The sequence below is a fragment of the Kitasatospora sp. NPDC001159 genome, assembly GCF_053598235.1.
Genome location: NZ_JBSFJV010000023.1, coordinates 36,511 through 57,010, shown reverse-complemented (window position 1 = coordinate 57,010; position 20,500 = coordinate 36,511). Strand labels below are relative to the sequence as shown.

The 20,500-nt window shown below is 73.4% G+C and carries 15 protein-coding genes and 1 pseudogene; 12 read left to right on the top strand and 4 right to left on the bottom strand.

The window, feature by feature from the left end:
* Positions 1 to 15: 15 nt before the first annotated feature.
* Positions 16 to 714, top strand: coding sequence for a class III extradiol dioxygenase subunit B-like domain-containing protein (locus ACWC9T_RS14840; protein WP_449821435.1), 699 nt, complete (start codon positions 16 to 18; stop codon positions 712 to 714).
* Positions 715 to 718: 4 nt separating this feature from the next.
* Here the strand turns inward: ACWC9T_RS14840 and ACWC9T_RS14835 are convergent, their stop codons facing one another.
* Positions 719 to 964, bottom strand: coding sequence for an antitoxin (locus ACWC9T_RS14835; protein ID WP_449821434.1), 246 nt, complete (start codon positions 962 to 964; stop codon positions 719 to 721).
* Positions 965 to 1,197: 233 nt separating this feature from the next.
* On the opposite strand from ACWC9T_RS14835, the pseudogene miaA reads away from it, so the two are divergent.
* The 5 genes and pseudogenes from miaA to hflX form a co-directional block, all read left to right on the top strand.
* Positions 1,198 to 2,136, top strand: a pseudogene (gene miaA / locus ACWC9T_RS14830) (tRNA (adenosine(37)-N6)-dimethylallyltransferase MiaA); the annotation flags it as partial.
* 258 nt (positions 2,137 to 2,394) lie between these two features.
* On the top strand, positions 2,395 to 2,907 hold the full coding sequence (locus tag ACWC9T_RS14825; RefSeq protein WP_449821433.1) for a hypothetical protein: 513 nt from the start codon (positions 2,395 to 2,397) through the stop codon (positions 2,905 to 2,907).
* 57 nt (positions 2,908 to 2,964) lie between these two features.
* Positions 2,965 to 3,885, top strand: a complete 921-nt coding sequence (dapF, locus tag ACWC9T_RS14820) for a diaminopimelate epimerase (RefSeq protein ID WP_449821466.1) — start codon at positions 2,965 to 2,967, stop codon at positions 3,883 to 3,885.
* A 170-nt stretch (positions 3,886 to 4,055) separates the two neighbouring features.
* A complete protein-coding gene (locus ACWC9T_RS14815) occupies positions 4,056 to 6,395 on the top strand; it encodes a RelA/SpoT family protein (RefSeq protein WP_449821432.1) in 2,340 nt (779 codons plus the stop codon).
* Positions 6,392 to 7,894, top strand: coding sequence for a GTPase HflX (gene hflX / locus ACWC9T_RS14810; RefSeq protein WP_449821431.1), 1,503 nt, complete (start codon positions 6,392 to 6,394; stop codon positions 7,892 to 7,894). Before ACWC9T_RS14815 ends, hflX begins: the two co-directional genes overlap by 4 nt.
* A gap of 48 nt (positions 7,895 to 7,942) precedes the next feature.
* Here the strand turns inward: hflX and ACWC9T_RS14805 are convergent, their stop codons facing one another.
* Entirely contained in the window at positions 7,943 to 9,115 is a 1,173-nt protein-coding gene (locus ACWC9T_RS14805; RefSeq protein ID WP_449821430.1) for a trypsin-like serine peptidase, read from the bottom strand.
* A gap of 28 nt (positions 9,116 to 9,143) precedes the next feature.
* Positions 9,144 to 10,352, bottom strand: a complete 1,209-nt coding sequence (locus ACWC9T_RS14800; protein WP_449821429.1) for a trypsin-like serine peptidase — start codon at positions 10,350 to 10,352, stop codon at positions 9,144 to 9,146.
* A 336-nt stretch (positions 10,353 to 10,688) separates the two neighbouring features.
* Between ACWC9T_RS14800 and ACWC9T_RS14795 the strand changes: the two genes are divergently transcribed.
* The 5 genes from ACWC9T_RS14795 to ACWC9T_RS14775 are packed head-to-tail and all read left to right on the top strand — an operon-like array spanning position 10,689 to position 18,488.
* Complete coding sequence (locus tag ACWC9T_RS14795; protein ID WP_449821428.1) at positions 10,689 to 12,602, top strand: IucA/IucC family protein; 1,914 nt, start codon at positions 10,689 to 10,691, stop codon at positions 12,600 to 12,602.
* Positions 12,494 to 13,165 carry a GNAT family N-acetyltransferase gene (locus ACWC9T_RS14790; protein ID WP_449821465.1) on the top strand — a complete coding sequence of 224 codons (672 nt, stop codon included), beginning with the start codon at positions 12,494 to 12,496 and terminating at the stop codon, positions 13,163 to 13,165. The genes ACWC9T_RS14795 and ACWC9T_RS14790 overlap by 109 nt, the downstream gene beginning before the upstream one ends.
* A 9-nt stretch (positions 13,166 to 13,174) precedes the next feature.
* Complete coding sequence (locus ACWC9T_RS14785) at positions 13,175 to 14,566, top strand: lysine N(6)-hydroxylase/L-ornithine N(5)-oxygenase family protein (protein ID WP_449821427.1); 1,392 nt, start codon at positions 13,175 to 13,177, stop codon at positions 14,564 to 14,566.
* Positions 14,544 to 16,367, top strand: a complete 1,824-nt coding sequence (locus ACWC9T_RS14780) for an IucA/IucC family protein (RefSeq protein WP_449821426.1) — start codon at positions 14,544 to 14,546, stop codon at positions 16,365 to 16,367. Before ACWC9T_RS14785 ends, ACWC9T_RS14780 begins: the two co-directional genes overlap by 23 nt.
* A 12-nt stretch (positions 16,368 to 16,379) precedes the next feature.
* Entirely contained in the window at positions 16,380 to 18,488 is a 2,109-nt protein-coding gene (locus ACWC9T_RS14775; protein ID WP_449821425.1) for an ATP-dependent DNA helicase, read from the top strand.
* A gap of 136 nt (positions 18,489 to 18,624) precedes the next feature.
* Here the strand turns inward: ACWC9T_RS14775 and lexA are convergent, their stop codons facing one another.
* Positions 18,625 to 19,320, bottom strand: coding sequence for a transcriptional repressor LexA (lexA, locus tag ACWC9T_RS14770; protein WP_449821464.1), 696 nt, complete (start codon positions 19,318 to 19,320; stop codon positions 18,625 to 18,627).
* 528 nt (positions 19,321 to 19,848) lie between these two features.
* Here lexA and nrdR point away from each other — a divergent pair.
* Complete coding sequence (gene nrdR / locus ACWC9T_RS14765; RefSeq protein ID WP_449821424.1) at positions 19,849 to 20,346, top strand: transcriptional regulator NrdR; 498 nt, start codon at positions 19,849 to 19,851, stop codon at positions 20,344 to 20,346.
* The last annotated feature ends 154 nt before the right edge of the window (positions 20,347 to 20,500 follow it).

Here is a 20,500-nt window from a genome sequence, read left to right as displayed (position 1 = left end):
GCTAGAGTGATCCACATGCTGGTAGCCGCCGCCGTGTGCCCCTGTCCGCCGCTGCTCGTCCCCGAGGTCGCCGCCGGGGCCGCGCCCGAGCTGGACGAACTGCGCGCCGCCTGCGACGAGGCGCTGGCGGCGCTGGTCGCGGCCGAGCCGGAGCTGGTCGTGGTGGTCGGCGCCGGGTCGGAGGCCGAGGTGTGGACCGAGGGCGGGGCCGGGTCCTTCCACCGGTACGGGGTGCCGCTGGTCGCCAAGCTGCCCGGTGAGCGGGTCGAGGGGCCGGAGCTGGCACCCTCGCTGACCGTCGGCGCCTGGCTGCTGGAGCGCGCCGGGGTCACCCTGCCGACGCACGCCTGCGCGGTGCCCGCCGACGCCCCCGCCGACCGGATGCTCGGGCTGGGCCAGGGCCTGGCCGGCCTCGCCGACCGGGTCGCCCTGCTGGTGCTGGGCGACGGCAGCGCCTGCCGCTCGGTGAAGGCGCCCGGCTACCTGGACGAGCGCGCCGAGGGCTTCGACGCCGCGCTGGCCGCCGCACTGGGCTCGGCCGACCTGCCCGCCCTCGCCGCCCTGGACTCCGGGTTCGCCGCCGAGCTCAAGGCCGAGGGCCGGGCGCCCTGGCAGGTGCTGGCTGGCGCCGCCGAGGGCGCCGGCCTCACCGCGCGGCTGGGCTACCAGGACGCGCCGTACGGGGTCGGGTACTTCGTGGCGTCCTGGAGCTGACCCGTCAGGACCGGGGGGCCCGGCCCCCCTCGCCCGGCTTCGGCTTGTGGGCGAACTCGCCCACCGCGTCCTTGGCCTTGTCGGCGCCGTGCTCGATCTTCTCGCTGTACTTGCCCTTGGTGGCCTTGTCGATCGCGCCGCCAGCCTTGTCCACCATGCTCTCGATCTGGTCGCTGTGCTTGCCCGCGAGCTCGCTGGCCTTCTCCTTGAGCTCCTCGGCCTTGCCCTTGAGGTTGTCCATCAGGCCCATGGCGATCTCCTTCTCTCCCTGTCACCTGCACAACGCCTGGGGTCGGTAAAGCGTTCGCAAAACCGGGACCGGCTGCGGAAACGGCCGGAAGCAGGCGCGGAAGAAGTCCTCGAAGCACTCCTCGAAGCAGTCCTCGGAACAGTCATATCCTCGCGCGGCCGGGGGTGGGCGGCAGCCCGGTCTCCGGTGGTCCGGCGCCCTTCCCAGGGCCGGGGCAGTGGGAGACTGGAGCGGTGAGCAGCTCCCGTACCCCGCGCGTCGCCCCTCCCCGTGTGGTCTGCATCGTCGGCGCGACCGCCGCAGGCAAGTCAGACCTGGCCGTCGCCATCGCCCGCACCCTCGGCGGTGAGGTGATCAACACCGACTCGATGCAGCTGTACCGGGGCATGGACATCGGCACCGCGAAGCTCACCATGGACGAGCGCGCGGGAGTGCCGCACCACCTCATGGACGTCTGGGAGGTCACCGAGGCCGCCAGCGTGGCCGAGTACCAGCGGCTGGCCCGGGCCGAGATCGACCGGCTGCTCGCGGCCGGGCGCACGCCCGTCCTGGTCGGCGGCTCCGGGCTGTACGTCCGGGCGGCGATCGACGAGATGGAGTTCCCCGGCACCGACCCGGCGGTGCGCGCCCGGCTGGAGGCCGAGCTGGAGCAGGCCGGTCCGTACGCGCTGCACCGGCGGCTGGCCGAGCTGGACCCGGCGGCCGCCGAGGCGATCCTGACCAGCAACGGGCGGCGGATCGTCCGGGCGCTGGAGGTCATCGAGATCACCGGGCAGCCGTTCACCGCCAACCTGCCCAGGAACACCGCCGTGTACGAGGCGGTGCAGATCGGCGTCGCCGTGCCGCGCCCCGAGCTGGACGAGCGGATCACGCTGCGGGTCGACCGGATGTGGGAGGCCGGACTGCTGGACGAGGTGCGGGAGCTGGAGAAGGTCGGACTGCGGGAGGGGAAGACCGCCTCCCGGGCGCTCGGCTACCAGCAGGTGCTCGACCACTTCGCCGGCGAGTGCACCGAGGACGAGGCGCGGGCCGAAACCGTACGGGCCACCAAGCGCTTCGCCCGCCGTCAGGAGTCCTGGTTCCGTCGCGACGACCGGATCCACTGGCTCTCCCGCCCGGCCGGCACCGACCCGGTCGAGCTGCTGGAACGATCCTTCGAACTGATCGGGCGTCAGGGGCTTCCGGTTGCCCAGGGTCTGGGGGCGGGTTCCGGCCAATTCGGCGGTGCACTTGCGCGCGCAGGCGGCCGTGCAGGACGAACCGGGGGTCACGGCCCGATCACGTGATGGCCACGGATCACCCGAGGACCCCGGTCACGTCCCGAACGGCCCCTCTGGACATGCCATCATCGATGCCATAGGGGTCGGCCCGCGCGGGCCGACCGTGCCCGGCCGCGAGTCCGCTCGTGTCGAACTGTCAGGGGAGGCCGTGTGTCGACGGGTACCGGCCCCGAATCCGGTCAGGGCGGGAGTGTCACCGCACCGGCCGAGGAGTTCGACGAGTCCACGATGGGGGACCTCCCGGTGCTGACCGGCCTGGAGGCGCCGACCTCGTACGCGGTCGCGGTGCCCGCGCTGGACACCCGCACCCCGCCCGACGCCGCGGTGCACGAACGCGAGATCCGACCGCTGCGCCGGCTGCGCTGGTGGCAGACCCTGCCGATCGCCCTGCTGGGCACCCTCGGCTCGCTGATGTTCGCCTTCCCGCTCGCCTTCGGCTCGGCCGGGGCGCGCGCCACCATGGTCGGGATGCTCGGACTGCTGTTCACCGCCGCCTCGGTCGGTTGGGGCGCGATGGCCGCCCGGCACGCCGGCTACAAGTGGCCGGGGCTGCCGCGCCGGGGCTCCGGACGGCGGGCCGGCTGGAAGGCCATCGTGGCCTACACCCTGATCGCGCTGGCCGCCTGCGCGCTCGCGGTCTGGCGGGTCGCGTACCTGCGCTGAGCCGGCCGCCGGCGCCGGGGCGGAGCACCCGGAGGCGAGCGGGCGGGCATCAGTACCATCGGAGGGGTGAGCGCATCCTCTCCTCAGCAGGCCGGTCTCCCCTTCTTCAAGGGGCACGGCACCCAGAACGACTTCGTGATCGTGCCGGACCCGGACGGCGTGCTGGAGATCGGCCCGGAGGCCGTCGCCGCGCTGTGCGACCGGCGGGCCGGCATCGGCGGGGACGGGCTGCTGCGCGTGGTGCGCGCCGCCGCCGACCCGGCCGCCGCCCACCTGGCCGACCGCGCCGAGTGGTTCATGGACTACCGAAACTCCGACGGCAGCATCGCCGAGATGTGCGGCAACGGCCTGCGGGTCTTCGCCCGTTTCCTGGTCGAGGCCGGTCTCGCCAAGCCCGGCGAGCAGGCGATCGCCACCCGTTCCGGGGTGCTCACCGCGCAGGTCGCCGAGGACGCCGAGGACGGCACCCCCGGCGAGGTCACCATCGACATGGGCCGCGCCCGGCTGCCCGGACCGGACGGCATCGAGGTCGCGGTCGGCGAGCGGCGCTGGCCCGCCCTGAACGTCAGCATGGGCAACCCGCACGCGGTGGCCTTCGTCGAGAGCCTGGACCACGCCGGTGAGCTGCGCACCGCGCCGCTGACCAGCCCCGAGGGCGTCTACCCGGAGGGCGTCAACGTCGAGTTCGTGGTGGACCGAGGCCCGCGGCACGTCGCGATGCGGGTGCACGAGCGCGGCTCCGGCGAGACCCGCTCCTGCGGCACCGGCGCCTGCGCCGTCGCGGTGGCGGCCATCCGCCGGGACGGCCTGGACCCGGCGACCACCGGCGAGACGGTCTCGTACACCGTGGACGTGCTGGGCGGCCGGCTGGTCATCTCCGAGCACCCGGACGGCCGGGTGGAGATGACCGGGCCGGCGGTGATCGTGGCCGAGGGACGGCTCGACGCGCGCTGGTGGGAGTCGCTGCGCCGCGCCTGACGGCCCGGTTTGCCCATTTCGTGTGGCGACGAATCCCCCCGATCGGGTGATACCGGTCGCGGACGGGAATCACGGCATCGCAGAACGTGCTCTGCTCGGTAGCATGGACCACCGGGTCGATCAACCCCCTGGGGAGGGGTTGCACCCGGCGACCGTTGCCGGAGGTGCCGATGACCATCGAAGCCGGGCAGCCCCTTGCGGGGCAGCCGACGACCGCACGGCAGGCCGGGGCCAGGAGGCCCCTCGGAGAGCTCGGCCGGGCCGCCCTCGGCCGGGCCGGGCGGGCCGCCTTGCTGGCCACCGGTCGCCCGCCCGTCCCGGACGCCCTCGAGCCGCTCGTCCGGGTCCACCGCCGACATCACCCGCAGGCCGACCTCGGGCTGCTCTCCCGGGCGTACCGGCTGGCCGAGGCCAGCCACCGCGGCCAGAAGCGCAAGAGCGGCGAGCCGTACATCACCCACCCGCTGGCCGTCACCATGATCCTGGCCCAACTCGGCGCCGGGACCACCACCTTGGTCGCCTCGCTGCTCCACGACACGGTCGAGGACACCGATTTGACGCTGGACCAGGTGAGCGCCGGATTCGGACCCGAAGTCGCCTACCTGGTCGACGGGGTGACGAAGCTGGAGAAGGTCGACTTCGGCGCGGCCGCCGAGGCCGAGACCTTCCGCAAGATGCTGGTCGCCACCGGGGACGACGTCCGGGTGATGGTGATCAAGCTCGCCGACCGGCTGCACAACATGCGCACCATCCGGCACATGAAGCCGGCCAGCCAGGTGCGGATCGCCAAGGTCACCCGGGACGTGCTCATCCCGCTGGCCGAGCGGCTCGGCATCCAGGTGCTCAAGGCGGAGCTGGAGGACATCGTCTTCGCCACCCTGCACCCCGAGGAGCACGCGCGCAGCCGGGCCCTGATGGCCGGTCACGAGGCCGAGCCGGACACCCTGCTGGAGCCGTTCGCCCGGCAGCTCGCCCGCCAGCTGGCCGAGACCGGGGTCGCCGCCGAGGTGACCGTCCGGCCCCGGCACTGCGTCTCGCTGCACCGGGTGCTGCTCAAGCGGGACGCCGCGCCGGGGCCGGACGGGCGGCCGCAGGGGCCGCAGCCGGCCGACTTCGGGCGGCTGCTGGTGGTGGTCGAGGAGAACGCCGACTGCTACGCCGTGCTCGGCGAGCTGCACACCTGCTGGACACCGCTGCCCGGAGAGTTCAAGGACTTCGTGGCCGCCCCCAAGTTCAACCTCTACCAGTCGCTGCACACCGCCGTGGCGCTGGAGGGCGGCGCGGTGGTCGAGGTGCTGGTCCGGACCCGGCGGATGCACGAGGTGGCCGAGACCGGGGTGGTCGCGCTCGGCGACCCGTCCCCGGCCGGCACCGCCCAGGACGCCGACGAACTGGACCGCACCGACCCGGCCCGGCCCGGCTGGCTCAGCCGGCTGCTGGAGTGGCAGCAGGAGACGCCCGACCCGGACGCCTTCTGGTCCGCGCTCACCGCGGACCTGGCCGACGACCGCGAGATCACCGTGGTGACCGAGAGCGGCGGAACGCTTCAGCTGAGAGCCGGGGCCAGCTGTGTGGACGCGGCCTACCTTCTCGGCGAGGAGACCGGGCACCGGTGTATCGGCGCCCGGGTCAACGGTCGGCTCACCGCGCTGTCCACCGTGCTGCAGGACGGCGACGTGCTCGCGGTGCTGACCGAGAACCTCCCGGCCGGCAGCGGCCAGCCCTCGGGCCCGTCGCCGGAGTGGCTGGCGCACGCCCGCACCCCCGCCGCCCGGCTGGCCATCGAGCGCTGGCTGGCCGACCACCCGGCCCGGCTGCCGGTGGTGCGCACCGGCCCGGCCGGCGGTCAGCCCGCCCCGCCCGCGCACCGGGCGGGCGAGCGCCGGGCGGCCCCGGTCGCGGTGGACGGGCGGCCCGGGGCGCCGGTGCGGCTGGCCCGCTGCTGCACGCCCGTCCCGCCGGACGAGGTGGTCGGCTACCCGATCCGCGGCGGCGCGGTGGCCGTGCACCGCATCAGCTGCCCGGCCGGGCAGCGGCTTCGTGCGGACGGGCGCGCCGAGCTGGAGGTCCGCTGGCGGCCCGAGGACGCCCCGGCCGCCGGGCACCGGGCCACCCTGCTGGCCGAGGCGCTGAACCGGCCCCGGCTGCTAGCCGACCTCACCGCGGCGATCTCCGCGGAGGGCGTCGGCATCGTCTCGGCCGAGGTCGAGCCGCCGCAGGAGCTCCGGGTGCGGCACACCTACACCGTAGAACTGCCCGAGCCGGGCACGCTGCCCGCGCTGATGCGGGCGATGCTCAAAGTCTCCGGGGTTTACGACGTGAGCCGCCCGCACGCCCCGGAATGGGCCGGGACCCGGCACGCCGGGGGAAATGGGGGTGACCGGTCCGTGCCGGGCGTGCGACCATCGTGGGGAATTCACGGCCGGTCCACGGCGTTCACAGGGCATAGGAGCCCCGGTGACAGCCGAGGGTCCTCGCCACAGCCGTTCAGCGACCAAAGGACAGAATGACCTCCACGTTCGACACCCGCGACCACGCCGACGCCTCGCGCCGCCTCGGCGGTCTGCGGGCGGAAGCCCTCATGGACGAGGACCTCGCGGCCATCGACGAGGACCTCGGCCACAGCTACGACGGCGACCAGTACGACCGCAGCGAGCGTGCGGCCCTGCGCCGGGTCGCCGGCCTCTCCACCGAACTCGAAGACGTCACCGAGGTCGAGTACCGCCAGCTCCGCCTGGAGCGCGTGGTGCTCGTCGGCGTCTGGACCGACGGCACGCTGGAGGAGGCGGAGAACTCGATGGCCGAGCTCGCCGCGCTCGCCGAGACGGCCGGCTCCCAGGTGCTGGACGGCGTCATCCAGCGTCGCGACAAGCCCGACGCCGCCACCTACATCGGCTCCGGCAAGGCGAAGGAGCTGCGCGACATCGTCGCCTCCACCGGCGCCGACACCGTGGTCTGCGACGGTGAGCTCACCCCCGGCCAGCTGATCCACCTGGAGGACGTGGTCAAGGTCAAGGTCGTCGACCGGACGGCCCTGATCCTGGACATCTTCGCCCAGCACGCCAAGTCCCGGGAGGGCAAGGCGCAGGTCTCGCTCGCGCAGATGCAGTACATGCTGCCGCGCCTGCGCGGTTGGGGTCAGTCGCTGTCCCGGCAGATGGGTGGCGGTGGCTCCGGCTCCTCGGGCGGCGGTATGGCCACCCGTGGTCCCGGTGAGACCAAGATCGAGACCGACCGCCGTCGGATCCGCGAGAAGATGGCGAAGCTCCGCAAGGAGATCGCCGACATGAAGAAGGGCCGCGACACCAAGCGCCAGGAGCGCAAGCGCCACCAGGTGCCGTCCGTGGCCATCGCCGGGTACACCAACGCCGGCAAGTCCTCCCTGCTCAACCGGCTCACCGGCGCGGGCGTGCTGGTGGAGAACGCGCTGTTCGCCACCCTGGACCCGACCGTGCGCCGGGCCGAGACCCCGAGCGGGCGGCTCTACACCCTGGCCGACACCGTCGGCTTCGTCCGGCACCTGCCGCACCACCTGGTCGAGGCGTTCCGCTCGACCATGGAGGAGGTCGCCGACGCCGACCTCATCCTGCACGTGGTGGACGGCTCGCACCCCGAGCCCGAGACGCAGCTTGCCGCCGTCCGCGAGGTCATCGTGTCGGTCGAGGCACAGAACGTGCCGGAGATCGTGGTGATCAACAAGGCGGACGCCGCCGACCCCCACGTGCTGCAGCGCCTGCTGCGCCGCGAGCCGCACGCCATCGTGGTGTCGGCCCGCAGCGGCGCGGGCATCGAGGAACTGCTGAAGCTCATCGACGACGAGCTGCCGCGCCCGGCCGTCGAGGTCCGGGCCCTGGTGCCCTACACCCAGGGCGCCCTGGTCTCCCGGGTGCACAAGGAGGGCGAGCTGCTCGCCACCGAGCACACCGGCGAGGGCACGCTGCTGCACGCCAAGGTGCCGGCCGAGCTGGCCGCGGAGCTGGAGCACTTCGCGGTGGCCCTGCAGGGCTGACCGGTGCTACGGAAGGGCCCCGGACGATCCCGTCCGGGGCCCTTCGCGCTATTTGACGTTCTTGGCGAAGTAGTCGAAGGCCTGCTTCGCCTGGTCCTGCAGCGACGGCCCGGCCAGGTATCCGGCCGGGTTGCGGTTGCCGATCGCGCTGACGCTGACCAGATTGGGTTTGCCGTCCTTGGTGATGAACCAGCCGCCGCCGCTCGCGCCGCCGGTCATGGTGCAGCCGATCACGTACATCGGCGGGCGGCTGCGGTCGAAGGAGAGCAGGCCCGGCGCGGCCGGGGAGTCGCAGCGGTGCAGCTCCATGCCGTCGAAGGGCCGCTCGACCGGGTAGCCGTACGCGACGGCCGAGCCGACCTGCTCGCGCGGGGCGTTGAACCAGACCGGGACGGAACCGCCGACCGTCTCCTCCAGGGACGGACCGGAGTCGGACTCCCCGCGCACCCGGACGACGGCGTAGTCGTACTGGCTGTGGGCGCCGATACCACTCTCCTGCAGCCAGGTCGGCGACACCAGCGCGCGCACCGCCGTCCACCGGCCGTACGGGGCCGCCTGCTGGTCGCCGTACGGCTTGCCGCGGGCCGCCTGACCGTCCCGGTTGAAGCCGGGCACGAAGACCAGGTTCTTCACCCAGCCGCCGCCCTTGCCGTCGTTCAGGCAGTGCGCGGCGGTGTACACCAGGTTGCTGCGGCCCGGGTTGACCGGGTCCGAGACCACCGTGCCGGAGCAGACCGCGTCGCCCTGCGGGGTGGTCATCAGCAGCTTGCCGACCACGGCGGAGTCCGGGCCGTACGGGTGCTGCTGGGGCTTGGCGGGGGCGGCGGCCGGCGGGGCGTCCCGCTGGACCGTGCCCGGCGCGGGAGCGGTCAGCGAGTACTCCGGGGTGGGCCTGGCCTTGGCGGCCTCCATCCGGGAGACCGACCAGTAGCCCGGGGCCACCCGGTTGGCGAAGCCGCTGTCGGTGACGTACCGGGCCCAGTCCTCCAGCTTCCAGCCGCTGAGGTCGCCGAGGCTGGTCGGCGCGGCCTTGGGCAGCGCGGAGGGCGGGGCGGCCGGGGCGGCGGGGCCGTCCGGCCCGCAGGCGGCCGCGGTGAGCGTCAGGGCGGCGAGCAGCGCGGCGCCGGCCGTGGCGGCCCGGCGCCCCCCGGTGCGAGGGCCGGTCCTGCGGATCAGCCCGGATCCGACCTGCCCCACAAGACCGGCCCTGATGGTGCGCATGCTGATTCGTCCCCCGTGGTGATACCGGCTACTGCTTCCTGGAGATCCAGTCCAGGGCCTGCTTGGCGACCGCCTCCAAGTACGGGCCGCTCAGCGAGGTGTGCTCCTGGGTGCCGATCGAGGTGTTGCTGACCAGGGCGGTCCTCCCGTCCGGCATGGTGGCGAACCAGCCGCCGCCGCTGGCGCCCTGGGTCATGTTGCAGCCGATGGTCAGCATGGACGGGCGCTTGGCGTCGAAGGACAGCCGGGTGGGCTTGCCGCCGTCGCACTTGTAGAGCTCCTGGCCGTCGAACGGCTTGACCAGCGGGTAGCCGGCGGCCGAGACCCTGAGCTGGTCGCGGGGCGCGTCGAACCACACCGGGACGGCCGAACCGACCGTCTCCTCAAGGGACTTGCCGGTGTCGTTCTGGTTGTGCACGCGCATCACGGCGAAGTCGTACTGGTTGGCGGCGTCGCCGGTCGGGCCGCCCTCGACCATCCACTGCGGGGAGGTGGTGACCTGGTCGGCCCACCAGGTGCCGAGCGGGGCCAGCTCGGACAGCGGGGCCTTCTTGCCGCCGCTGGAGGCACCGGAGTTGTTGTAGGCGGGGACGAACACCAGGTCCTTGTAGAAGTTGCCGCCCTTGCCCTCGTGCACGCAGTGCGCGGCCGTCCAGACCAGGTTGCTCTTGCCCGGGTGCTGCGGGTCGGCGACCACCGTGGCCGAGCAGTTGCCCCGACCGCCCTGGGCGGAGAAGAACACCTTGCCGGAGGGCTGCTTGAGGTACGGGCGGGGCACCGGCACGGCCTTGACCACCGGCGGCTCGGGGTCGGTCACCCCGTCGTCGGTGGAGGGCTTCGAGGTGGCCGGGGCCGGCTTGGCGGTGGGCGGGGCCGGGTCGGCGGGCTTGGCGTCGCCCATCTTGTCCGGATCCCAGAAGTCCTTCACCACCGGGTTGTTGAAGACGTGCTTGGACGCCCACTTGTCCCAGTCCTCGAACTTCCACTTCTTCAGGTCGTCCCAGGTCTTCGGCAGACCCTCCAGCAGGCTGGTCGGCAGGCCGGAGGGCAGGGTGATCCCGCCGATGACGCCGCCACCGCCCGGGGTGGCGGCGCCGCTCGCCGCGGTGGCGTTCGGCGGCGGCGCGGCGGTCTTCCCGCCGTCGCCGGCCGGGCCGTCCGGTCCGCAGGCGCTCGCGGCGAGCAGCGTTCCGGTGACCAGGGCGGCGGCCAGGGCTGACCGGTGGATCGATGGCATCTGTGCGCTTCCCCCTGTGCTCGGTCGGGCTTCGGTGTGGCGGCTCGCCGCCCTGGAGTCTTCCATCGCAGTGCAGGACGGCCGTGGCCGCCCCCCGGGTTGCGGGGCCGGCCTGAGGTCACCGATCAGTGACGCGGGACCAGGCGACTCGTTGGCACAGCAGGGCCTTCCGCCTCCGGGGCGGACAATCCCCGATCTTCACCCGGACGAGTGAGCCGTCCTTGTGATCACCCCTCAGGGATAGGTAACCCTTACCTGACGCGACGGTGCGAGCGCCCGCCGACCCTCTCCACCACCAGCGCGCGTCCGCACCCCCACGCGCACCAAGGAGCAGCCTTGAGCACCGCCCTCACCGGAGCCCCGCCCGAATCGACGCAGCCCGTGGAGCCCCCTCGGGAACCGTTGGGCGCGCCAACGAAAGTGACGAGCGACGAGCGAGCACAGCGAGTGCCGGAGCGAGGAGCGTCGACGCCGGATCAAGAGCGCCCGGAGGCGAGCGAGGAGTACCAGCCCGGGCCCGACCCGCTGCTGCACCCGGACCCGGCCGTCGCCGCCGAACAGGCCGCCCTGGAGGCCCTGTTGCGCTGCTGGACGCGGGAGACCGGCGCCCGGCCCGGGGCGGACGGGCGCCTGCGGATCGACGTCCTCGGCGGAGCCGCCCGGCTCACCGCGCCGGTCCGTTACTGGTCGCCCGGCGGATGGCACCGGTTCGGGCCGGCCACGCTCTCGGCCGGGGAGGGGACCGCCGAGGCCCCGGTGGACGCCGTCGCCGCCGCCGCGCTGCTGGCCGCCGCGGCCGCCGAACGGCCCGATCCCGGGCAGGTCGCCGACCTCGCCGCCCGGGTCGCCGACTCGGTGGTGCGCACCGCCGAGATCCTCGCCCACCGCCGCACCGCCGCCGAACCCGGCGGGCCGGAGCGCTCGCACTTCCTCGCCGCCGAGCAGTCCCTGTTGCTCGGCCACCCGCTGCACCCCACTCCGAAGAGCCGCGACGGCCTCGGCCCGGCCCAGAGCGCCGCCTACTCGCCCGAACTGCACGGCTCCTTCCGACTGCACTGGTACGCGGTCGACCGCGGGCTGCTCGCGGCCGGCTCCGCCGTCGCCGAGAGCGCCGACCGGCTCACCGCCGCCCTGCTCGGCGGCCGCACCGCCCTGCCGCCCGGCACCGCCGCCCTGCCGCTGCACCCCTGGCAGGCCCGCGAACTCGCCCACCGCCCGGCCGTCGCCGCCCTGCTCGCCGACGGGTTGCTGCACGACCTCGGCCCGGCCGGCGAGCCCTGGCACCCCACCTCCTCGGTGCGCACCGTCTACCGGCCCGGCGTGCCGTGGATGCTCAAGCTCTCGCTCGGTCTGCGGATCACCAACTCCCGCCGGGAGAACCTGCGCAAGGAACTGCACCGCGGCCTGGAGGTGCACCGGCTGCTGGAGAGCGGGCTGGCCGCCGAGTGGCGCGCCGCCCACCCCGGCTTCGACATCGTCCGCGACCCGGCCTGGATCGGCGTCGACCACCCCGGGCTCGGCGACCCGGGCGGCCTGGACACCGTGCTGCGCGCCCAGCCCTTCGCGCCCACCGACCGGGCGCTGTGCGTGGCCGGGCTGGTCGCCGAACAGCCGCTCGGCACCGGCACCACCGTGCCGTCCCGGCTCGGCGACACCCTGCGCTCGCTCGCCGCCCGCACCGGCCGCCCGCTGCGCACGGTGGCCGCTGAATGGTTCCTGCGCTATCTGGACGCGGTCGTGCTGCCCGTCCTCTGGCTGGACGGCCGGGGCGGCATCGCCCTGGAGGCGCACCAGCAGAACAGCATCGTGCTGCTGGACGCCGAGGGCTGGCCCGTCGGCGGCCGCTACCGCGACAACCAGGGCTACTACTACCGGGAGAGCGCCGCCGAGCGGCTCACCGCCCGGCTGCCCGGGCTCGGCGCGGAGAGTGACACCTTCCTGCCCGACCCGGTGATCGACCACCACTTCGCCTACTACCTCGGCATCAACCACGTGCTCGGCCTGATCGGCGCCTTCGGCTCCCAGGGGCTGGCCGACGAAACGGTGCTGCTGGCCGGACTGCGCCGGTTCCTGGCCGGCCCGCAGGCCACCGCCACCGGCTCGACGCTGCCCGCGCTGCTGCTGGACGCGCCCGCCCTGCCCTGCAAGGCCAACCTGCTCACCCGGATCAACGGCCTGGACGAGCTGGTCGGCCCGGTCGCCACCCAGTCCGTGTACGTGGACATCCCCAACCCGGTGGCGGGCGTCTGATGCCGGACGACGTGCCCGGGTGGGGGGCCGTCCCCACCCCGGCCGGGGAGTTCCGGCTCAGCCCGGTCCGGCTGCCCGCCGACCTGGAGCTGCTGGCCGGCTGGATGAACGACCCCGAGGTCGACGAGTTCTGGGAACTCGCCGGGCCGCCCGCCGTCACCGAACGGCACATCCGGGCCCAACTCGACGGTGACGGCCGCAGCGTGCCCTGCCTGGGCCTGCTCGACGGCACGCCGATGAGCTACTGGGAGGTGTACCGCGCCGACCTCGACCCGCTCGCCGGGCACTACCCGGCCCGGCCGCACGACACCGGCGTGCACCTGCTGCTCGGCCCCGCCGCCAGCCGCGGCCGGGGCCTGGGCGCCCTGCTGCTGTCCGCCCTCACCGATCTGATCCTCAGCCGACGACCTTGCTGCGAGCGGGTGGTGGCCGAACCGGACGTCCGCAACCGACGCTCGGTCCGGGCCTTCGAACGGGCCGGGTTCCGGGCCGTCGCCGAACTCGCCCTGCCCGACAAGCGCGCCGCCCTGATGGTCCGCGACCGAGACTTACCTTCTGCCTAGGACACCCCTGTGGACACCTCGACACCCCCGCCGTACGACCTGCTCGGCGTCGGCATCGGCCCGTTCAACCTCTCGCTCGCCGCACTCGCCGAGCCCGTACCCGGCCTGCGCACGCTCTTCTGTGACCAGCGTCCGGAGTTCCGCTGGCACCACGGGATGCTGGTGGACGGGGCCCGGATGCAGGTGCCCTTCCTCGCCGACCTGGTCTCCCTGGTCGACCCGACCAACCCGTGGTCCTTCCTCAACTACCTGCGCGCCCAGGACCGGCTGTTCCCGTTCTACTTCGCCGAGCGCTTCCAGTTGCCCCGCCGCGAGTACGACCACTACTGCCGCTGGGCCGCCGAACGGCTGGCCAACTGCCGCTTCGGCACCGAGGTCACCGCGCTGCACTGGGAAGGCGGGTCGTACCGGGCCGAGTTGACCGACACCGCGACCGGCCGGCGCTCCACCGTACGGGCCCGCAACCTCGCGCTCGGCGTCGGCACCCGGCCGGTCCTGCCCGAGGCCTTCGCGGGGCTCGCGGGCCACCCGCGGGCCTTCCACTCCGCCGAGTACCTCGACCGCCGCGCCGACCTGGCCGGCGCCCGGGACATCACCGTGGTCGGCAGCGGGCAGTCCGGCGCCGAGGTCTTCCTCGACCTGCTCCGCCGCCACGAGGGCGACGGCGTCCGGCTGCGCTGGCTCACCCGCACCCGGGCGCTCGCCCCCATGGAGTACTCCAAGCTCGGCCTGGAGCACTTCACCCCCGACTACACCCGCTACTTCCACAGCCTCCCCGGGACCGTCCGGGACGCCCTGGTCACCGCCCAGTGGCAGCTGCACAAGGCCGCCAGCGCCGAGACCCTCGCCGAGATCCACGACCACCTCTACGAGCGCACCATCGGCCGCCCGATCGACACCGCCCCGGTCGGGATCACCCCCGGCACCGCCGTCACCGACGCCCGCCCCGGCCCCTGCGGCGGCCTCGAACTGCACTGCCGGCACACCGACTCCGGCGCCGAGCACCTGCTGCGCACCGACGCCGTGGTGCTCGCCACCGGCTACCGCGCCGTCCGCCCGGCCGCGCTCGAACCGCTCGCCCACCTGATCGACTGGGACGAGTCCGGGCGCTACCGGGTCGACCTCGACCACCGGGTCGCCACCCGGCCCGAGCTCACCGGCGGCCTTTACGTCCAGAACGCCGAACTGCACACCCACGGCGTAGGCACCCCCGACCTCGGCCTCGGCGCCCACCGGGCCGCCGTCATCCTCAACGCCGTCACCGGCCGGACCGTCCACCGACTGCCCGACCGCACCGCCTGGACCGGCTTCGCGCCGCCGGCTCCCGCCGGTCACGCACAACCCACCCCCGCCGTCCCCCGTCCCCAGGAGCTGACCCGTGCCGCAACCGTCGGCCGCTGAACCGCCGCTCTACCTGCCCCCGCACCTCACCGCCGGGCACTGGCAGCGGGCCGGCCGCGCCCTGCTGGCCAAGATGTTCGGCGAGTTCGCCTACGAGGAACTGCTCACGCCCGCCCCCGGGGCACTCGACGGCGACTACCTGCTGAAACTGCCCGAGGCCGAGTACCGCTTCACCGCCCGCCGCGGTGCCTACGACAGCTGGCAGGTCGACCCGGAGTCCATCCGCTGCTCCAGCCCGGACGGCCTGGACCCGCTGCGCTTCCTCCCGTACGCCCGGCAGACCCTCGGGATGCGCGGCGAGACCACCGCCCACCTGATCCGCGAGCTCTCCGCCACCCTGACCGCCGACGCCCGCCAGCTCGCCACCGCGCTCACCGCCGCCGAACTCGCCGAGCTCGACCACCCCGCGCTGGAGGGGCGGCAGGGCGGCCACCCGTGGATCGTCCCCAACAAGGGCCGGATCGGCTTCTCCGGCGGCGACGCCGCCCGCTGGACCCCGGAGGCCCGCAGCCCGCGCCCGCTGCCCTGGATCGCCGTCCACCGCCGGCTCGCCCAGTACCGCGGCGTGCCCGGCCTGGAACTGCCCGAGCAGCTGTACGCCCGCGAGCTGGACGACCCGGACGCGCTGCGCGCCCCGCTCGGCCCGGACGCCGACGACTACCTGCTGCTGCCCGTCCACCCCTGGCAGTGGGACGAGACGGTCCTGCCGCTGTTCGCGCCCTGGATCGCCTCCGGCGAGATCGTCCCGCTGCCCTCGGACGGTGACCCACGGCTGCCCCAGCAGTCCATCCGCTCCTTCTTCAACACCGCCCACCCCGAGCGCTGCACCGTCAAGCTGCCGCTGTCCATCCTCAACACCCTGGTCTGGCGCGGCCTGCCGGTCGAGCGGACCCTCGCCGCGCCCGCCGTCACCGCCTGGCTGCACGGGCTGCGCGACGCCGACCCGTACCTGCGGGACGAGTGCCGGGTGATCCTGCTCGGCGAGATCGCCTCCGTCACCGTCGACCACCCGGTGTACCGGGAGATGCCCGAATCGCCGTACCAGTACAAGGAACTCCTCGGCGCGATCTGGCGCGAACCGATCGGACCCTTCCTCGCCGGGGACGAACGCGCCCGTACCCTGGCCGCGCTGCTCCAGACCGGCTCCGACGGCCGCGCGCTCGCCGCCGAGCTGATCACCCGCTCCGGCCTCACCCCAGCCGAGTGGACCGGCCGGCTGTTCGCCGCGATGATGCCGCCGCTGCTGCACTTCCTCTACCGCTACGGGCTGGTCTTCTCCCCGCACGGCGAGAACGCCATCGTGGTCTTCGACGACCGCGGCACCCCGACCCGGCTCGCGGTCAAGGACTTCGTCGACGACGTCAACCTCAGCGACCAGGACCTGCCCGAACTGCGCGAGCTGCCCGCCGAGGTCGCCGACGTATTGCTGCGGGACAGCCCGCAGGGGCTCTGCCAGTTCATCCACTCCGGGCTGTTCATCGGCGTCTTCCGCTACCTCGCCCCACTGCTGGAGGCGCAGACCGGGCTGCCCGAGACCGAGTTCTGGGCCCTGCTGCGTGCCGAGATCCACCGCTACCAGGACCGCTTCCCCGAGCTGCGCGGGCGCTTCGAGCTGTTCGACCTGTTCCGGCCCCGGATCACCCGGCTCTGCCTCAACCGCAACCGGCTGCTGCTGGACGGCTACCAGGACCGCCCGCACCGTCCGCACGCGGCCCGGCACGGTACGGTGCCGAACGCGCTGGTCGCCGTGGACGTGCGCCTTCCGGTGCGACGGGACCGGATTGTCGCCCCCGCCCCGTAGGGTGGAAGGGCCATGACGAACGACTCCGAACCCCTGCCCGCGACGGACCTCGGCGACGAGGCCGAGGAAGCCGTCGCCGTCCCGCGCTCGCGGATCCCCGAACTGCTGCACGCCGCGGTGGCGGCCGTCGGCGGCGTCGAGCGCCCCGGCCAGATGCGGATGGCCGAGGCCGTCGCCGACGCCGTCGACCACAGCGAGCACCTGCTCGTCCAGGCCGGCACCGGCACCGGCAAGTCCCTGGCCTACCTGGTGCCGGCGCTCGCCCACGGGGACCGCGTGGTGGTCGCCACCGCCACCCTGGCACTGCAACGCCAGCTGGTGGAGCGGGACTTGCCGCGCACGGTCGAGGCGCTGCACCCGGTGCTGCGCCGCCGACCGCTGTTCGCGATGCTCAAGGGCCGCTCCAACTACCTGTGCCTGCACCGGGCCAACGAGGGCACCCCGAGCGACGAGGGCGAGGGCCTGTTCGACCCGGTGGACGCGCTCGGCGGGCCCACCGGCAAGCTCGGGCAGGAGGTGCTGCGGCTGCGCGACTGGGCGGACGAGACCGAGACCGGGGACCGCGACGACATGAGCCCCGGCGTGTCGGACAAGGCGTGGGCGCAGCTGTCGGTCAACTCCAAGGAGTGCCTGGGCGCGACCCGCTGCGCGTACGGGCAGGAGTGCTTCGCGGAGAAGGCGCGGGAGCGGGCCAAACTGGCGGACGTCGTGGTCACCAACCACGCGATGCTGGCGATCGACGCGATCGAGGGCGCGCCGGTGCTGCCCGAGCACGGGCTGCTGATCGTGGACGAGGCGCACGAGCTGGTCAACCGGGTCACCGGCGCGGCCACCGCCGAGCTGACCGTCGGCGCGGTCAACCGGGCGGTGAAGCGGGCGGCCCGGCTGGCCAACGAGAAGGCCGTGGACGCGCTGCAGGCCGCCGCCGAGAACTACCACGGCCTGATGGAGACCGCCCAGCCCGGCCGGGTCGAGGAGCTGCCCGAGTACCTGGCGTACGCGGTCACCGCGATCCGGGACGCCGCCCGGCAGGTGATCACCTCGCTCGGCGAGACCCGGGACAAGGGGCTCAGTGACGAGGACGCGGTGCGCAAGCAGGCGATGGCCTCGGCCGAGACGCTGCACGAGACCGCCGAGCGGCTGCTGGAGGACTCCGAGTACGACGTGGTCTGGATCGAGCGCAGCGACCGCTACGGGCTGGGCACCGCCTCGCTGCGGGTCGCGCCGCTGAGCGTGTCCGGGCTGCTGCGCGAGGGGCTGTACAAGGAGCGCTCGGTCGTCCTCACCTCGGCCACGCTCAAACTCGGCGGGGACTTCAACGGCGTGGCCGGCTCGCTCGGCCTGCCCAAGGAGACCCGGCTGCCGGACGAGCGCACGCCCGGCGACAACCCGGAGCCCGGCTTCGGGGAGGACGCCGTCCCGTCCTGGCGGGGGATCGACGTCGGCTCGCCGTTCAAGTACCCCAAGCAGGGCATCCTGTACGTCGCCAAGCACCTCACCGACCCCGGGCGCGACCCCGAACGGCCGGACATGCTGGACGAGTTGGCCGAGCTGATCGACGCGGCCGGCGGCCGGACGCTGGGCCTGTTCTCCTCGATGCGCGGTGCCCAGGCGGCCGCGGAGGCGATGCGGGAGCGGCTGGACCACCGGATCCTGCTCCAGGGGGAGGACACCCTGGGCGAGTTGATCCGCGAGTTCGCCTCGGACGCGACCACCTGCCTGTTCGGCACGCTCTCGCTCTGGCAGGGCGTGGACGTGCCCGGCTCGGCCTGCCAGTTGGTCGTGATGGACCGCATCCCCTTCCCGCGGCCGGACGACCCGCTGATGAGCGCTCGCCAGAAGGACGTCGAACAGCACGGCGGCAACGGCTTCATGGCCGTCGCGGCGACGCACGCGGCGCTGCTGATGGCGCAGGGTGCCGGCCGGCTGGTGCGGGCGGCGGACGACCGGGGCGTGGTCGCGGTGCTCGACCCGCGGGTGGAGACCAAGCGGTACGGGGGCTTCTTCCGGTCGTCCATGCCGGAGTTCTGGTACACCACGGACCGCAACCAGGTGCGCCGCTCGCTGGCGGCGATCGACGCCTCGGCGGCGCCGGTGCGGCCGGTGGTGAAGCGGGGCTGAGCGCCGCCGCTGCCGCTGCTGCCGTACAACGACGGAGGGGCTCCCCGCTGACGCGGTGGAGCCCCTTCCCGGTGTTTGCCGTCCGCGGTGTCGGCGGCGGCGCGTCAGTGGTGTCGGAGGCACCGTGCCCGTGAGGTCAGAGGCGGCGCAGGACCGCGACGACCTTGCCCAGGATGGTCGCGTTGTCGCCGTTGATCGGCTCGTACGCCGGGTTGTGCGGCATCAGCCAGATCCGGCCGTCCTCGCGCTTGAGCCGCTTCACGGTGGCCTCGCCGTCGATCATCGCGGCCACGATGTCGCCGTTCTCGGCGACCGGCTGGCGGCGCACGGTGACCCAGTCGCCGTCGCAGATGGCGGCCTCGATCATCGAGTCGCCGCGCACGGTGAGCGCGAACAGCTCGCCCTCGCCGACCAGCTGGCGGGGCAGCGGGAAGACGTCCTCGACCGTCTGCTCGGCCAGGATCGGACCGCCGGCGGCGATCCGGCCGACCAGCGGCACGTAGGACGTGGACGGCCGACCGGCCGTTTCGGCGGTGTTGGGGCGGGCCACCTCGACGCCGCGGACCTCGTAGGCACGTGGGCGGTGCGGGTCCCGGCGGAGGAAGCCCTTGCGCTCCAGGGCCATCAGCTGGTGGGCGACCGAGGAGGTGCTGGACAGGCCGACGGCCTGGCCGATCTCGCGCATGGACGGCGGGTAGCCGCGGCGCTGGACGGAGTCGCGGATGACCTCGATCACCCGGCGCTGGCGCTCGGTGAGACCGGCCTCGTCGGTTCGGATGCCGGGGGGGCGTCCGGGCATCGCGCGGGCGGGGGAGGGCTGGTTCTCGTCCATTGCGGGGGAGTGTTCGATCGGCTGGTCGGGAACGCGGCTCGCGGTGGAAAGGGCCGCGCCGGAGAGGCGGTGGTCTTCGCTACGGTCCATGCTGATGTCCACACTCTGCTGATTCGTGGTGCGCTGCCCCACCTTGAACTGGGAGTGTTCCTGCACCGGGATGGTGTTGGTTTCGATGGTGTTCACGGCGGCCCCTCTCGACGGCTGTCCTCTCCCTTTTCCAGCCCAACGCACCTCCTATCGAAAGGTTGCGCCAAACACACGTTCGAGTGAATTATTCGGGAGTTGGCTGACTCGATCAAGGCTTTGTTGTACATCGAGTAAATGTTCGACCGGATGTCGACCCCGGAAGTCTAATCGGCGCCGACACGCCAGGGGTGTTACTTCCCCCTGAGGCCTAGATGTAGTGGCTAGAGTCCTCTCCGTGCCCAGTACTAGTGGTCGCGTCGCATGATCAGCTTGCCGAGGCCGGGGGCGCATCGCTTAGACTCGACTGGTCCGCACGTCCTGCCAGGGAGGGATCCCCAGGTGCACTGCCCCTTCTGCCGGCACTCCGACAGCCGCGTTGTCGACAGCCGGACCACCGAGGACGGCAGCTGCATTCGCCGTCGTCGACAGTGCCCGGACTGTGGCCGCCGTTTCACCACCGTGGAGACGGCCGCGCTCATGGTCGTCAAGCGCAGCGGCGTCACCGAGCCGTTCTCCCGGCAGAAGGTCATCACCGGCGTCCGCAAGGCCTGCCAGGGCCGCCCGGTCACCGAGGACGCCCTCGCGCAGCTCGGCCAGCGGGTCGAGGAGTGCGTGCGCGCCAGCGGCAACGCCGAGCTGACCACCCACGACGTCGGGCTGGCCATACTCGGCCCGCTCAAGGAACTCGACGTGGTCGCGTACCTGCGCTTCGCCAGTGTGTACCAGGCCTACGACGGACTCGAAGACTTCGAGGCCGCCATCGCGCAACTCCGCGCCGAGCGGCCCGTCCCCGAGGCGGACGGCACCCCCGTGCCCGTTCCCGCCGCAGCGCCCTAGGAGGCGCCGGGCCCCGCGCGGGCCCGCCTGTCAGCACCACACGGCCCCACGGGGCCCACGTGTGCCCGAAAACAGGGCACGAAACACCACAAACCATGCGTAAGCGGGCAAGGTCTCCCGCCTGCCCGCACACCGGAAGTACGAACCAGCGGTG

Excerpts from the sequence above, each read along its gene's own strand:
- ACWC9T_RS14775 (WP_449821425.1), top strand. The coding sequence starts at position 16,380 with ATGACGAACGACTCCGAACCCCTGCCCGCGACGGACCTCGGCGACGAG.
- ACWC9T_RS14835 (WP_449821434.1), bottom strand. The coding sequence starts at position 964 with ATGGGCCTGATGGACAACCTCAAGGGCAAGGCCGAGGAGCTCAAGGAG.
- ACWC9T_RS14815 (WP_449821432.1), top strand. The coding sequence starts at position 4,056 with ATGACCATCGAAGCCGGGCAGCCCCTTGCGGGGCAGCCGACGACCGCA.
- ACWC9T_RS14840 (WP_449821435.1), top strand. The coding sequence starts at position 16 with ATGCTGGTAGCCGCCGCCGTGTGCCCCTGTCCGCCGCTGCTCGTCCCC.
- lexA (WP_449821464.1), bottom strand. The coding sequence starts at position 19,320 with ATGGACGAGAACCAGCCCTCCCCCGCCCGCGCGATGCCCGGACGCCCC.
- ACWC9T_RS14805 (WP_449821430.1), bottom strand. The coding sequence starts at position 9,115 with ATGCGCACCATCAGGGCCGGTCTTGTGGGGCAGGTCGGATCCGGGCTG.
- hflX (WP_449821431.1), top strand. The coding sequence starts at position 6,392 with ATGACCTCCACGTTCGACACCCGCGACCACGCCGACGCCTCGCGCCGC.
- ACWC9T_RS14800 (WP_449821429.1), bottom strand. The coding sequence starts at position 10,352 with ATGCCATCGATCCACCGGTCAGCCCTGGCCGCCGCCCTGGTCACCGGA.